At 43.9% G+C, this 13327-nt stretch carries 13 protein-coding genes; 5 read left to right on the forward strand and 8 right to left on the reverse strand.

Features of this window, described 5'->3' with window-relative positions; translation table 11 throughout:
• Positions 1 to 87: 87 nt before the first annotated feature.
• On the reverse strand, positions 88 to 1251 hold the full coding sequence (locus ACX0G9_RS24795; RefSeq protein ID WP_459067662.1) for a sigma-54-dependent transcriptional regulator: 1164 nt from the start codon (positions 1249 to 1251) through the stop codon (positions 88 to 90).
• A gap of 127 nt (positions 1252 to 1378) precedes the next feature.
• Between ACX0G9_RS24795 and ACX0G9_RS24800 the strand changes: the two genes are divergently transcribed.
• The 3 genes from ACX0G9_RS24800 (at position 1379) to ACX0G9_RS24810 (ending at position 2532) form a co-directional block, all read left to right on the forward strand.
• Positions 1379 to 1513, forward strand: a complete 135-nt coding sequence (locus ACX0G9_RS24800) for a hypothetical protein (RefSeq protein WP_459067663.1) — start codon at positions 1379 to 1381, stop codon at positions 1511 to 1513.
• A gap of 92 nt (positions 1514 to 1605) precedes the next feature.
• A complete protein-coding gene (locus ACX0G9_RS24805) occupies positions 1606 to 2280 on the forward strand; it encodes a DUF4846 domain-containing protein (RefSeq protein WP_459067704.1) in 675 nt (224 codons plus the stop codon).
• 114 nt (positions 2281 to 2394) lie between these two features.
• Complete coding sequence (locus ACX0G9_RS24810; protein ID WP_459067664.1) at positions 2395 to 2532, forward strand: hypothetical protein; 138 nt, start codon at positions 2395 to 2397, stop codon at positions 2530 to 2532.
• A gap of 299 nt (positions 2533 to 2831) precedes the next feature.
• On the opposite strand, the gene ACX0G9_RS24815 is transcribed toward ACX0G9_RS24810, so the two are convergent.
• Positions 2832 to 3818: a pyruvate dehydrogenase complex E1 component subunit beta gene (locus ACX0G9_RS24815; RefSeq protein ID WP_459067665.1), complete on the reverse strand. Its 987-nt coding sequence runs from the start codon at positions 3816 to 3818 to the stop codon at positions 2832 to 2834.
• 242 nt (positions 3819 to 4060) lie between these two features.
• Here ACX0G9_RS24815 and ACX0G9_RS24820 point away from each other — a divergent pair, with 242 nt between their 5' ends.
• Together ACX0G9_RS24820 and ACX0G9_RS24825 are read left to right on the forward strand one after the other, a co-directional pair.
• Positions 4061 to 4495 (forward strand): SRPBCC family protein, encoded by a 435-nt coding sequence (locus ACX0G9_RS24820; RefSeq protein ID WP_459067666.1) that lies wholly within the window; start codon positions 4061 to 4063, stop codon positions 4493 to 4495.
• Between the two features lie 49 nt (positions 4496 to 4544).
• Positions 4545 to 5003 (forward strand): DinB family protein, encoded by a 459-nt coding sequence (locus ACX0G9_RS24825; protein WP_459067667.1) that lies wholly within the window; start codon positions 4545 to 4547, stop codon positions 5001 to 5003.
• A gap of 93 nt (positions 5004 to 5096) precedes the next feature.
• Here ACX0G9_RS24825 and ACX0G9_RS24830 read toward each other — a convergent pair whose 3' ends face one another.
• The 6 genes from ACX0G9_RS24830 to ACX0G9_RS24855 all read right to left on the reverse strand — a co-directional run bounded on the left by ACX0G9_RS24830 (position 5097) and on the right by ACX0G9_RS24855 (position 13319).
• Positions 5097 to 7598, reverse strand: a complete 2502-nt coding sequence (locus tag ACX0G9_RS24830) for a DUF5686 and carboxypeptidase-like regulatory domain-containing protein (protein ID WP_459067668.1) — start codon at positions 7596 to 7598, stop codon at positions 5097 to 5099.
• Between the two features lie 169 nt (positions 7599 to 7767).
• The gene (locus ACX0G9_RS24835) at positions 7768 to 8793 is read right to left on the reverse strand and encodes an SAM hydrolase/SAM-dependent halogenase family protein (RefSeq protein ID WP_459067669.1); all 1026 of its coding nucleotides are present in this window, start codon (positions 8791 to 8793) and stop codon (positions 7768 to 7770) included.
• A gap of 117 nt (positions 8794 to 8910) precedes the next feature.
• Entirely contained in the window at positions 8911 to 9141 is a 231-nt protein-coding gene (gene xseB / locus ACX0G9_RS24840) for an exodeoxyribonuclease VII small subunit (RefSeq protein WP_459067670.1), read from the reverse strand.
• Positions 9134 to 10492 (reverse strand): exodeoxyribonuclease VII large subunit, encoded by a 1359-nt coding sequence (gene xseA, locus ACX0G9_RS24845; RefSeq protein ID WP_459067671.1) that lies wholly within the window; start codon positions 10490 to 10492, stop codon positions 9134 to 9136. The genes xseB and xseA overlap by 8 nt, the downstream gene beginning before the upstream one ends.
• 77 nt (positions 10493 to 10569) lie before the next feature.
• The gene (locus ACX0G9_RS24850; protein WP_459067672.1) at positions 10570 to 12015 is read right to left on the reverse strand and encodes a two-component system sensor histidine kinase NtrB; all 1446 of its coding nucleotides are present in this window, start codon (positions 12013 to 12015) and stop codon (positions 10570 to 10572) included.
• Between the two features lie 35 nt (positions 12016 to 12050).
• Positions 12051 to 13319 (reverse strand): response regulator, encoded by a 1269-nt coding sequence (locus ACX0G9_RS24855; RefSeq protein WP_459067673.1) that lies wholly within the window; start codon positions 13317 to 13319, stop codon positions 12051 to 12053.
• Between the last annotated feature and the right edge of the window lie 8 nt (positions 13320 to 13327).

A 13327-nucleotide genomic window follows, 5' to 3' on the forward strand; every position in this document is an offset into this window, starting at 1 on the left:
TTTATACTTTACCATACTCTTTTTGGAAGAAAAAGGTACGGCATTTATACGACATTACAAAATAGACTAGACACTAGGGGTTTATTCTTATTTCTTTGGGAGCACATAACTTTCTACATCATCCTTACGAATCGTCTTCCCGGATAAGATGATAAGCCGCTCCACCACATTGCGCAATTCCCGGATATTTCCGGTCCAGTTATGTTTTTGAAGAGCCTGTATTGCCTCTTCTTCTATTGCCTTTTTGGATATTCCATAATCCGCGCAGACATCGGAAAGAAATTTATCCACCAGTAAAGGAATATCGTCATTCCTTTCATTAAGGGAAGGGACATGGATAATGATCACACTTAGCCGGTGATAAAGATCGAGTCTGAAGTTCTTTTCATCTACCTCCTTCAGGAGATCTTTATTGGTGGCAGCGATTACCCGTACATCAACGCTGATGTCCCTGTCGCCCCCTACACGGGTTATCTTCCCTTCCTGCAAGGCACGAAGCACCTTGGCCTGGGCCGAAAGGCTCATATCTCCGATTTCATCCAGGAATAAGGTTCCCCCGTTGGCCTGTTCAAATTTGCCGATCCGTTGTTTGACCGCCGAGGTAAAGGATCCCTTTTCATGTCCGAAAAGCTCGCTTTCGATTAGTTCGCTCGGAATAGCCGCACAGTTAACTTCGACCAGTGCCCCGGCAGCACGGTTGCTTTTTTCATGCACCCAGCGGGCAACCAATTCCTTGCCAACGCCGTTCTCCCCGGTCACCAGAATGCGGGCTTCCGTAGGAGCCACTTTATCGATAGTTTCTTTAATCTTTTGTATGGGTGTGGAAGAGCCTACAATTTCCTGGACCTTGCTAACCCTCCGTTTCAAAACCTTAGTTTCTGCGACCAGCGTTGTCTTATCCATCGCATTACGGATAGTAATCAGCAAACGGTTAAGATCAGGAGGTTTGGAAATATAATCGTATGCACCTTTTTTCACGGCTTCTACAGCCGTTTCGATAGTACCATGGCCCGAAATCATAATAATGGGAATATCCGGGTTGGCCTCTTTGGCTTTTTCCAGGAATTCGATCCCATCCATTTTTGGCATTTTGATATCACAGAGCACTACATCATATTCCTTTTCTTTTACCTTCTTTAAGCCCTCCTCCCCGTCTCCGGCCTCGTCGATTTTGTAGCCTTCGTAAGACAGGATTTCACTCAATGTTTTCCGGATAGCTTTTTCATCGTCTATGATCAATATGTTCGACATGTGCTTTAACAATCTTTTTTATGGAAAAATAACAGATAGGATTCCCAGGGATTCAGCTTCAAATTTAATGATATGCATCGGAACATCAGCTCTCTAACCCTTAAAGGCAGCATAATAATTTGCCTTTTTGGCTGCTCCTGTAATCAACAGGCCCAAACACCTGTTCGGCAACCTGGCCCGGTCGGAATTCGCATTACCCCTGAAAGCCGGAAAAATGGAATACCAGGAAATTCCCGGGACCACCAGGGTAGCCTGGAGGTAAATCCTTTCCCTTCTGTTGGCTCGATCCCCTTACCGGCCGGATATACCAGAGTAGCCGTTGAAAATAATAGTTTTGGCTAGTGGTTACGAACGATCACCCTGAAAAATGACAAAAGGGTTTATTTGTACGACGGATCCCTGAAACAAAACCAGGATGCCCAATTTGCTGTGCTGGATGTTTCGGTAGGCCATACTGATCTGCAGCAATGTGCAGATGCCGTAATGCGTCTCAGGGCTGAATTTCTTTACACCCGAAAGGAATATAAGGATATAGACTTTTTAACGTCTCAGGGAATCCGCCTCAATTTCAGGCACTGGATGGAGGGAGAAAGGTTCAAAATAAAAGACGGCCGGTTGATACCTTACCAGGTTCCCGGCAAGGAGCAGGCGTCATCCGAATATCCCTGTTTTTCTTCCTTTCTTCAAACCGTTTTTTCATACTGCGGGACGCTTTCGCTTGAAAAACAACTGCCTTCTGTCGTCCCTTTCACAAATATCCGGATCGGAGATGTACTGATACGGGGAGGATCCCCTGGCCATGCCATGCTGGTAATTGATATGGCCGAAGATAGGCAGGGTCGGAAAATCTACCTTCTTGCTCAAAGCTATATGCCTGCGCAGGATATACATATCGTTAAAAATGAATATAATAAGGAGATCAGCCCTTGGTATATGGCTACCGATCAGACGAGCATTTATACACCCGAATGGATCTTTTATCCGAATCAACTTCGTACCTGGCCTGAACCGGACAAAAGGCAGGAATAATTCGTATAAATCCTACGTAAAAGTTCCTTGCCGGAGTAATCATCCTGTATTACTTTAGAGTATCCAAATCAAATGAAAAACTGAACTTTTAATAATCCACTAAAATAATCCCTTATGAAGACTGAACTTGAACTTCAGGCCCCCCCTACCGGCAAAATGCTTTTCAAACTGACTATTCTTGGTTGTGTATTAATGGGCAGCGTATATGGCTTCCTCGTGTTATTCAATACAGCCCTGGCCGCTTTGAAATAACAACCGTTGTAAATTTTCAGCCAGTCTGACCGAATCCCGGAGTCTTAAACAGATCCCGGGATTTTTTTTGTGCCCGGGGCTCCCCCATATAAAAGTGTCGCCCCGGGCACAAAAAATCTGAGGCGTCGCGACAAAGGGGGGTACCCCCTTTGTAATTCCCCTGGTGAAGATTTTCCGCTGGTGAAGATTTCTGAGACCGAAGTCCTGTCGCCCCGGGCACAAAAAAAACCCGTTCCGGCATCCGGAACGGGGGACAATTATTCTACTATCATTCCCAAAAAGGGAAATGATTCTTTATTTTACTTTTTCATGTACATCACTTCCTTTACCAGTTTTACTGTTCTGGTAATGTCCGGGATGGCCAGGGCCGCCAGATTAGGAGCATAGTGCATAGGAGCATCAGCAGAGGTGATCCGGCGGATAGGCGCGTCAAGATAATCGAACCCTTCCTTTTGGATACGGTAAGAGATCTCTGAAGATATGGAAGCAAAAGGCCATTGTTCTTCCACGATAACCAGGCGGTTGGTTTTTTTAACACTTTCCAGGATAGTCATCCAATCCAGGGGCCTGATCGTCCTGAGATCGACAACTTCGGCGCTAACTCCTTCCTTTTCCAATTCAGCAGCAGCACCGAGGGCTACTTTCATCATTTTATTGAAAGAAACGATAGTTACATCGGTCCCTTTCCTTTTTACGTCGGCCTTACCTAATTCAATATAGTATTCCTCATCAGGCACTTCACTTTTATCCCCATAAGTGGTTTCCCCTTCCATGAAAATGACGGGGTCTTCTTCATACCGGATCGCTTGTTTCAACAATCCCTTGGCATCATAGCCATTACTGGGAGAAACTACTTTAATACCGGGTATATTGGCATAATAGCTTTCAAAGGCTGTAGAGTGCTGCGCACCTAATTGTCCGGCCGAACCATTAGGTCCCCGGAAAACTATCGGGCAACTGAGTTGACCACCGCTCATGGCCAACATTTTGGAGGCCGTATTTAAGATTTGATCCAGGGCCAGTACCGCAAAGTTAAAGGTCATAAATTCTACTACCGGACGAAGTCCATGCTGAGCAGCCCCTACCGCAACTGCCGCAAAACCTAATTCAGAGATTGGCGTATCAATCACCCGTTTGGGACCAAATTCATCCAGCATTCCCTGGCTGACCTTATAGGCGCCGTTGTATTCTGCCACTTCTTCACCCATTAAAAAAACACGGTCATCGCGACGCATTTCTTCATTCATGGCTTCGCGCAGAGCCTCCCGAAAAGCGATTTGTCTCATTCGTAGTTTATTTGCCGTACCTCAGGGATCCCGATTAAAACTTCCCCTTGGTCCGAAATCAATTAATGACTGTCCTTTGGACAATGGACATGTGGTCCATTTGGTTGTTTGAGTCGCAAAATTATTGGTTGTCAGGGACATTATCAAATCCGGTTAGGTATGCTCCCATATATTATATATCCGCCATCTGAAGGCAATTTTATAACTTTAGTTGACCTTTATTCCAAATTAACCCATTACCCATGCCTAATATCTTACACAGGATACTTATTAAAGCTAAACCGGATAAAGTATTCCGGACCTTCTCCACGATGGATGGCCTCCAGCAATGGTGGACAAAAACCGCCAGTTCCGAAGGCGTCATCCAACCAGGAACGATACTTCTTTTCCGTTTTGGAACCGATGGCACAGAAATGCGGATTACTCACCTGATCCCGGGCAAGCGGGTGGAATGGCAATGCGTCGGAGGCCCGGATGATTGGATCGGTACCCGGTTATTTTTTGATGTTGAACCCCACGGAGACAAAACCATTCTCCATTTCGGGCAAAGGGGCTGGAGGGAAGAGAATGACTTTTTTATGCATTGCAATTCGGTATGGGGATATTTTATGCTGAGTTTAAAAAGCCTTGTGGAAACAGGAAAAGGGACACCTTATCCGGAAGCCATAGAAATTTAATCCTTATCTGGGGTATGCAAATTTTTCTCATACAGGAAAACCGCTTTACATGCAAGCTACCATCAACCACTTGAAACAGATCATCTCCAATTATTCCCGAAGGCTAAAAACACTTCCCGAAGGAGTATATTCCTCCAAACCACATCAGCAGAACTGGAGTAAAAAAGAGATCCTGGGTCACCTTATCGATTCTGCCCAAAATAATATCCGCCGGTTTGTAGTAGCACAATACGAAAACTCACCTACCATATCCTACGATCAGGATAAATGGGTGGAAATTTCCAATTACCAACACGCTCCCATTCAGGACCTGGTAACTTTATGGGTCCTTCTTAACAAACATATCTGCAGAATTTGGGCGCATATGTCACCTGAAGCAGCACAACGGATCTGTCACACCCCTGGCCCCGAAACACGTTCCATCGAATGGCTGGCGGCGGATTATTGTGCACATTTGTTACATCACCTTCACCAGATCCTTGATCTGGATCCGATTACTTATCCTTAGGCTGATGGTTAGCCGGTATTTGAGGGTCAGGCGGTATCTGATAGTTAGCCGGTAGCTGATAGTTGGCCAGTAGCTGATGGTTTTGCCGGCATTTTAGAATTGAAAATGAAAACTTCCGAATACACCAAAGGGCGCAGTAGAATTTTTGATATTGGGTATGGCTTTCTGAGGTGGGGCAAATCGCCAGACAAGATCCACCCGGAAATATTTGAATAGGTTGTCGATCCCTGTCCCTGCTTCCACATATCCATTGCCATTTAAAGACCGGAACCGATAGTTGGCGAAATCCTGCAAATTGATAACCTTATTTTCTTTTGATAGGGTTCCCCAAACAGCCTTGACGTTCCAGAATTGGCGCATATTCGTCTTGCGCATAAAAGGAAGCAGGTTCAATAGCTTTTTTTCAAAATTGTGCTCCAGTTCAAACCCTGCATAACGATCGCTAATATATTCAAACCGGTTCATCAGGTTGAATGAATTTTTACTGTAATAATAGATCTCATTGCCTGGATGGATTTCCAGCAACATAAAGGGCAATGGATCGCCAAAGATTTCCCCGCCATATACCCGGTAGTTTATTTTCCCCCACCTGGGAATCCTGAATTCCTGGGCGACCGACATATTGACTTTGTGATATTGATAGTTACTTTCCCATAGGTTCGGCAGGCCCATATAAAAACCAGCTTCCAGAACTGGGTAACTTCCATTCAACCGAAAATCCTTCCGGCGCGTACGGATTACTTTCTCACCCGGTGCATAACGGAGTTTGAGTCCCAATTCACTATTCAGGATAGCATTATCCTGGTTATTGGAGATCATTTTTTTAGGAGGTAGCGGATTGAAGGTTTCATAATTGGTCCTCGAGTAAGAAACCTGTGCTGAAAATTTATTTATCCATTCTTTTTTTACAGCAATCCTTATTTCATCTTCCAGCAGGAATTTCTGACGGATCCCTGGCCTGCGTATTAACTGGCTGAACATATTATCAGTAGTCATATCCTCCCCATTGTTCCGCGCCCGGCCATTGTTAAGATCATGCGTATAAGAAATATGGGTGCTATAACCACTTTTGAGGCCGAATTTATAATCCACTTCCGCTTTACCCTTTAAAGCCTTGTCACCGAATCCATAAGCCAGGTAGCCATGCAGCCAGATCAGCTCATTGAATTTTTTCGTGGTGGCCAGGTCAAATCGTATCCGGAATTTTTCCAGTTGATTGCCACTGATCCATTTAAACCAGGGCCCTATCTCGACCATCCCCAATTGTTTTCTGCCATCCACAATGAACTGGGCCGTGTTAACGTATTTCTTAAAAAGCGGCATACTTTTCAACGTGTCGATCATCTTATATACATGTGCCTCATTGACCGTTAATGGCTCAGCCCGGTGCGCCTGCCAATAACCCGAATCCTGCACGAGAGCGCTATCCCTGATAACCACCTTCTCTCCCTGGCTGTTTTTTTGCAGGGTATCTTCAATGGATGGCTCGTTGATCCGTACCTTGTTGTACAGGCTTGTTTTCCTGGCAATAAACGACAAATGATCTTTTTTGAAAAAGGATAATTCCGTTACGAATTTATCTTTGGAAAATACCCAAACGCTATCATTTTGCCTAGCAAACTCCTGTACGATACTCAGCCGGTTTACGTAGTTTATATTGGCTGTTGCAGAAATGTTGAGCGAGATCTTTTTAATAGCCCAGGTCTGTTGATGGACCCAGCAATCGCCGGAAAAAGTATTTTCACCTTCCCTTTGGGGAGAAAAATAAAGATGCAGATAACGTTGACCGGAAATATATTGGGTATCCAGTCCTTTATAATTATAATAGCGATCCCCTACAGCACTTAAAGGGCTGATAAACTCCTTTCCGAACAAGGTCATATAGTTTTCGTAAGGATTTATCCGCTGGCTAAGACCGCCCATAAACTGCAAAATCGATTCATTTTTAATTCCGTTGGCCTGCATGGCCTTGATTTCCTCCCTTTCCCGGAATGGATGTTGGGAAAAATAACAATCTGAGATGGATTCGGTTATAAAAACAGGTAAAAAGGGGCTGTCTTCCGAGAGGCTGTCGATATTGTCCAATATAAATCCAAAGGGTCTGAGTAATTTGAATTTTTCAAATTTTTGGCGGTTGATATTGTCAATATCTATCTCCAGTTTATTATATAACTCATATGCATAACTCTCTGCTTTATACGGATTATTTACTTTCTTATTGGCTACGATCTTCCGCCACCAGAAAAGTCCTTTGTTATATTTTGACCGCACGATGACCTCGCCTGGATTTTTGGCATTTTCAAGGAATACCGTTAAGGATAAACTATCCCTTGAAACGGGTATGGGAATCACCTGCGTCTCAAATCCCACCGAGCTTACCAGTAGACTATCCTTCCCCGGTTGATTCGCAATGATCCGGAAATTACCTGCGCTATCGGATACCATACCGAAGCCACCCTTTTTCCAGGAAATACTGGCAAAAGAGACCTTTTCCTTGGTAAACCGGTTTATAACCGTACCCCTGATAACTAGGTGCTGGCCATAAGTAATTCTTCCAAAACAAAGGATAAGAATAAACAAGGCAAAAATGCGCATATAAGGTCTTCCACAAGAAGACCTTATAGGGGGAAAAGGGTTGGTGTTTTTAGGACGCATCTGATCTGTAAAGATATCTTTTGGATCAATAACGTTGCGTTAACGGGGAATTAATTATTTTATTTGTATGGAACCAGCATTAAGGGGCTTATTGGTAAAGAACTGGCATTCAGGGGCGGGATCCCTTTGTTACTTCCACACTCCATTCATTTCCGCTCCCTATATGCCAGGCTTCGGCAAAATTCCCTTCGTTCAGGGCAAAGGATAACTGTAATAAACTGTTGAGATAGCTTAATGGCTTGCCTTTGGCCACTGCGCCAAAAGTCTGGCTGTAGGGTAAATCACCCTGGTATACTTTCTTTTTGTTGTGTAAGATTACGATATGAAGATTGTCTCCATATTGAGGATTTATCTGTTTCAGCAATTCTCCGTCTATATTGGTCCAGACATTCCCAAATTGAATATCCAGAATGGAGATGGTACCTTTTATCAGGTTTCCTTCCCATATGGCTTTCTGATAAGGTATGTTTACTACCTGTTTGGGTAATTCCGGGCCTACCTGTTCATAAGTGATCGCACCGGAAGCAAGCCTCGCTCCTGTATAAGCATATACGTCACGACCGTGAAAAGTATATGATTTTTGGGAGTCCTTCCTCCGGTTCACGGCTTCATCTATTTCCCTCACCCCTGCAATCCCAAGGGATTCTGCAATAAGGGTGAGTGTACCGTTGTCGGGAGTAACGATAAACTGACCGGTATTGGTTTTTAACACCACCGATTTCCTGCTTGTGCCCACTCCCGGATCTACCACCGAAACGAATACGGTACCGGCAGGCCAATAAGGTACGGTTTGCAGCAAACGATAAGCGGCTTCCCAAATATTATAAGCCGGTATTTCATGTGTCAGATCATATAATTTTAAATCGGGGGATACACCCATCGCCACTCCTTTCATAGCCGAGACCGCACCGTCTTTGAGACCGAAATCCGACTGAAAGACAAGTATCCTGTTCTGGGCAAATGAACCAGCGGTCAGCATTAGACTCAGGATCAATCCTGCCAAAACCGGACCTATACGTTTTCGCATACTTTTTCCCATACTTTTTTCCATGCTTGTTTCCATGCTTGTTTCCATGCTTGTTTCCATGCTTGTTTCCATGCTTGTTCCTATGCCTTTTCTCCTGCTTTTTCTCATGATCCGTATTTTTTTACCAGGGGGCGTTGATGTATTCCTGCAGCAGGCAATCCCGAAGCAGAAGATAAATATAAGAAAAATCCCTGGGCACTTCTGCTCAATTCTGCTCACTTCTTGTCACTCTTCATCCTGGCCCTCAATGGCTCCTTCGGTAGATTCCAGCTCTTTTAACACCTTATTTATATCACCTTCGGTTGCAGAAAGCTTATTCTTACAGATTTTAATTAATAAAGCCGCACGTTTCACTTTCTCGGATAACAAGTCCACGGATATTTCTCCATTTTCGATTTCCGACACAATGGCCTGAAGTTCTTCAAACGCCTCGGTATAATTTGGCTTGTTACTCATATTGTTGTTTTTGGTTGCCTTCCTCCTGCTCAGGGGTCCCGCTCAGTATGCTGACCAGGCTCCCCCCCGAAAAGACCGTTTTAAGAAGATCTCCTTCCCGGAGGTCAGCTGCGTCCTTAATAAGCCTGCTGTCTTTAAACGTAATGGTATACCCTCTTTTTAAAACCTTTTCCGGATTCAGCAGATCAATCGTCTTTTCCATATGGAAGAGCTCCCTGTTCTCTCTTGTAAAAAAATAGGCCGTCTGGTCGGCCATTTTCATTTTAAGCTGCACAACTACCTGCCTGTACTCATTGATCAGATTAAAGGATGCATGGCTTAATGACCTGGCCATTTCCCTGATTTGATGCCCCCGGTTTATCAGCATGGAGCCTGTCACTGACCTGAAATAACGAACACTGTGCACCAGTTGTTTTTTTTCTTCCTTCAGGATTCTTCGGGATCTGTCCGTAACTAATTCCTTTGCCTGCTGAACCGGAACGGAGAAATCATGGAATTTTTGCAACAGATAATCGGCTAAAGCAGTTGGTGTAATTGCATTTTTAAAAGCGATCATTTCCGCTACGGTCTCATTAGTAGAATGTCCTATTCCTGTAATTACCGGAATAGGAAATAATGCCATCTCCTTAGCCAGTCCATAATCATTGTAACAGGTCAATCCCACTTCCCCTCCCCCACCACGAATAACCGCCACCGCATCAAAATGATGGATCACTTTTTTAATCCGACGCAGTTGATGGATGATGGATCCTGCAGATCTTTCCCCCTGCAGAATAGCAGGGAATAACATATGGAAAAAAGTATACTCCCATTTATTCCCTGTCAGAATATTCATAAAATCCGAATAGCCTTTACTGGTTTCTACGGAAATGATGGCGATCCTTTTGGGAAGCAGGGGCATTTTCAACAGGCGGTTGGCATCATAAATGCCTTCATTTTTCATCTTATCGATGGTTTCCTGCTTCTCCCTTTCCAATTCCCCTAATGAGTAACTGGGATCGATATCCATTATCCTCAATCGAAGACCATATACAGGATCGTAGGCTATCTTTGCATAAAAAAGAATATTAATCCCGTTCTTCAGAGGCTCCTTGAGGGTCTTTAAAAACAGGTCATTTATTCTCCGGAAATCATCTTTCCAAAGATTGGCGCTGATCTCTGCAATTATTTTACCGTCCTTTTTTTCCAGGAGTTCGGGAAAACAATGACCTGAAGGAGGATGAGGATTGAGCTTATTCATTTCGGCCTTTATCCAATAGGCATCCTTATACCTTTCGGAAAGGGTTTTTTGAATACTCCTGGTTACTTCCAATAGGGAGAATATCGTTCTATCGTTAATTTTTTCAGCCATTTTTTCTTTTAATCCTGCACGCAGTTATCAACTATTCCGCCTGGAAGGGGTCAACTATTCCTCCTGGAAGGGATCAACTATTCCGCCTGGCCGAAGGCCAATATAAAACTTGTTCCTTCTCCATCCTGGGAATTTACATCGATGGAAGCACGGTGGGATTGCAGGATATTCCAGGTCGCAGCCAGGCCCAAACCAAATCCATTGGTCTTGGACGTAAAATAGGGTTCGAATATCCGGGAAAGGTTCTCTTCCGGGATCCCCGCTCCATTATCAGTAATAAACAACTTATAATAGGGTAATTCTTCCTTTACAGCAATCGTTATCTTTCCCGATTCTTTGGGAACCGCTTCAATGGCATTTATTATGATATTCAGAAAGGCTATCTTCATTTTTTCGATATCCGCCATCACATAAGCCGGGCCTTCCGGATATTGCAACTCCAATTTTATTCCTTTCAGGGAGATCCTGTCAGATGCCGCTTCCAGGGTTCTGTCTATAAGTGCCTGCAAGGTTGTTCTCTGCAGTGAAATCTCCGCAGGCCTGGACAGATCCAGTAATTCAGAAATTAGCCCGTCGATCCGTCCACAATTACGGGCGATAATGTCCAGGTAGATATTTGCATCTTCTCCGATGGCTTCCGGTTTGAGCTGTTCAACGGATAAGTTGATATTCGTCAGGGGATTTCTGACCTCATGTGCCAATGTTCTGAGTAAAGTAGCTGTCGACCTTAATTTCTCGATCTGAAAGGTGGCTCTTTCGATTCTTTTGAGACTGGTAATATCATGAATTATTCCCTGAATAAATGTCTCCCCATTGGATTGGACCTGCCGGGACATGGATAGGATGCAATTCTTTTTTTCTTTATTCCGCGTGAATAACTCTACTTCCTCATCTTCTATTTCTCCCTGTTTCAACAATTTTTCCGCGATAAGGGCAACCGCATCTTTACGCGCAAACAAATTTAAAAGACTCATTTTTCCCAATTCCAGTCTGCTGTATTTAAATAGTTCGCAGGTTGCATTATTGGCATCCAGGAAAACCAGTTTGTCATCAGCCAGAAAAACGGCGTCTTTGGATCGTTCAAAGATATTCCTGAATTTGCGTTCATTTGTTTTTAGCGCACGTATATAATTGCTTCTTTCCAGGGAATAACGGATGCATCGTTCCAGTTTCTCGGTGTTGATCTCTGATTTAACCAGGTAATCCACTGCGCCCATAGTCATAGCCTGGATATCCAATTCTCTTCTGCCCGTTCCCGTCAGCAATACCAAGGGCTCTTCGCAACCCAGATTCATGGCATCTCTTAATAAATCCAGGCCTGTCCTTTCTCCCAACAGGTAATCCACGAAATAAAGATCATAACGGGCATGACTGATATGATCCAGCGCCTCTTCATATTTAAAACACCAGTCGATATGGAACTCTTTTTCAGGAATATCCTTAATACAGGACCGGATGATCAAAAAATCATCCTCATCGTCCTCTATGATCAATATACGCGTTGGTTGCGTGGCAGAAAGCATATTCGCTGTGTTATAGGTTATTGATTTTCTCAGGGTTATTGATTTTCTTCCGCTTTTTGATTTTCTTCCGCTTTTAAAGGTAAGGAAACAATAAATACCGCCCCTTCACCCGGTCTTCCTCTTGCCGATATAAATCCCCTATGTTTTTCTACGATCCTTTTACAAAGCGCAAGACCGATCCCAGTCCCTTCGTATTCTGCATTACTATGAAGTCTGCGGAACATATCAAACAACTGTCCGGCATATTTCTGGTCAAATCCGATGCCATTATCCTCTATATAAATCCTGCAATATTTGGCTTCCGGCTCTTTACCCTGCTGTGGGTCGCTGGTGCTGCTGATTTCGGCCCGGATACGTATGACCGGAGTTCTTCCTTTTTGGCTGTATTTTAACGAATTTCCGATCAGGTTGGAAAACAGAGGGCCCATCAATACTCCATTTACCCATAATACCGGTATTTTTTCTATGACAACCTCAGCCTGTTTCTCCCTGATTAGCCCATCCATTTCGGAAAGGATTTCCTCCAACAATTCATCCATGTTCACTTCTTCAAAACTGTCCTTTTCGCTGGATATCTTGGAAAATTTCAGGATATCATTGATCAGGTCCTGCATCCGTTTGGAAACCTGTTGTATACGTGACAGATATAATTGACCATCTTTGTCCAGGCCTTCCTGGTGGTTCAGTAAAAGCCGGTCACTAAACATTCTGATCTTGCGCAAAGGAGCCTGCAAATCATGGGAAGCCATAAACGCAAACAGATCCAGATCCTTATTGGCCGTTTCCAAACGGGCAATGTTTTCCAGTAATTGATGATTCAGCTCCGTAATTTTTTCCTCAAATGCCTTTCGCTCCTGGATTTCCTTTTCCAGGCTTTTATTGATGGCCACCAGTTTCTGCTCCTGCGCCAGCAAACGATGATTTTTCCGGTAAAGATCTACGAAAACGGCAACTTTTGCCCGCAGCAAGTCAGGATTTACGGGTTTATAAATATAGTCGACGGCTCCGGCCTTATACCCTTTAAAGATATTCTCTTCTCCATAATGGTTGGCCGTAATAAAAATTATGGGGATATGTCTCAGCCTTTCCCGTTCATAGATCAGGGAAGCCGTCTCAAATCCATTTAGATTGGGCATCTGCACATCCATCAGTATGAGGGCAAAATCCAGATCCGAAAGCAATATTTTTAAGACCTCCCTGCCGGAACTGGCTTTGACAATGCGGTAACCATCCGGCTCCAGCACGCTTTCCATCGAAAGCAGGTTATCGTCACGATCATCAACCAGTAAGATTTTTGGGTCCATGAACTTGT

The sequence above is a fragment of the Flavitalea flava genome, assembly GCF_054461575.1.

Excerpts from the sequence above, each read along its gene's own strand:
- ACX0G9_RS24835 (WP_459067669.1), bottom strand. The coding sequence starts at position 8,793 with ATGAGAAAAAGCAGGAGAAAAGGCATAGGAACAAGCATGGAAACAAGC.
- ACX0G9_RS24795 (WP_459067662.1), bottom strand. The coding sequence starts at position 1,251 with ATGTCGAACATATTGATCATAGACGATGAAAAAGCTATCCGGAAAACA.
- xseB (WP_459067670.1), bottom strand. The coding sequence starts at position 9,141 with ATGAGTAACAAGCCAAATTATACCGAGGCGTTTGAAGAACTTCAGGCC.
- ACX0G9_RS24825 (WP_459067667.1), top strand. The coding sequence starts at position 4,545 with ATGCAAGCTACCATCAACCACTTGAAACAGATCATCTCCAATTATTCC.
- ACX0G9_RS24855 (WP_459067673.1), bottom strand. The coding sequence starts at position 13,319 with ATGGACCCAAAAATCTTACTGGTTGATGATCGTGACGATAACCTGCTT.
- ACX0G9_RS24815 (WP_459067665.1), bottom strand. The coding sequence starts at position 3,818 with ATGAGACAAATCGCTTTTCGGGAGGCTCTGCGCGAAGCCATGAATGAA.
- xseA (WP_459067671.1), bottom strand. The coding sequence starts at position 10,492 with ATGGCTGAAAAAATTAACGATAGAACGATATTCTCCCTATTGGAAGTA.
- ACX0G9_RS24850 (WP_459067672.1), bottom strand. The coding sequence starts at position 12,015 with ATGCTTTCTGCCACGCAACCAACGCGTATATTGATCATAGAGGACGAT.
- ACX0G9_RS24810 (WP_459067664.1), top strand. The coding sequence starts at position 2,395 with ATGAAGACTGAACTTGAACTTCAGGCCCCCCCTACCGGCAAAATGCTT.
- ACX0G9_RS24820 (WP_459067666.1), top strand. The coding sequence starts at position 4,061 with ATGCCTAATATCTTACACAGGATACTTATTAAAGCTAAACCGGATAAA.
- ACX0G9_RS24830 (WP_459067668.1), bottom strand. The coding sequence starts at position 7,598 with ATGCGCATTTTTGCCTTGTTTATTCTTATCCTTTGTTTTGGAAGAATT.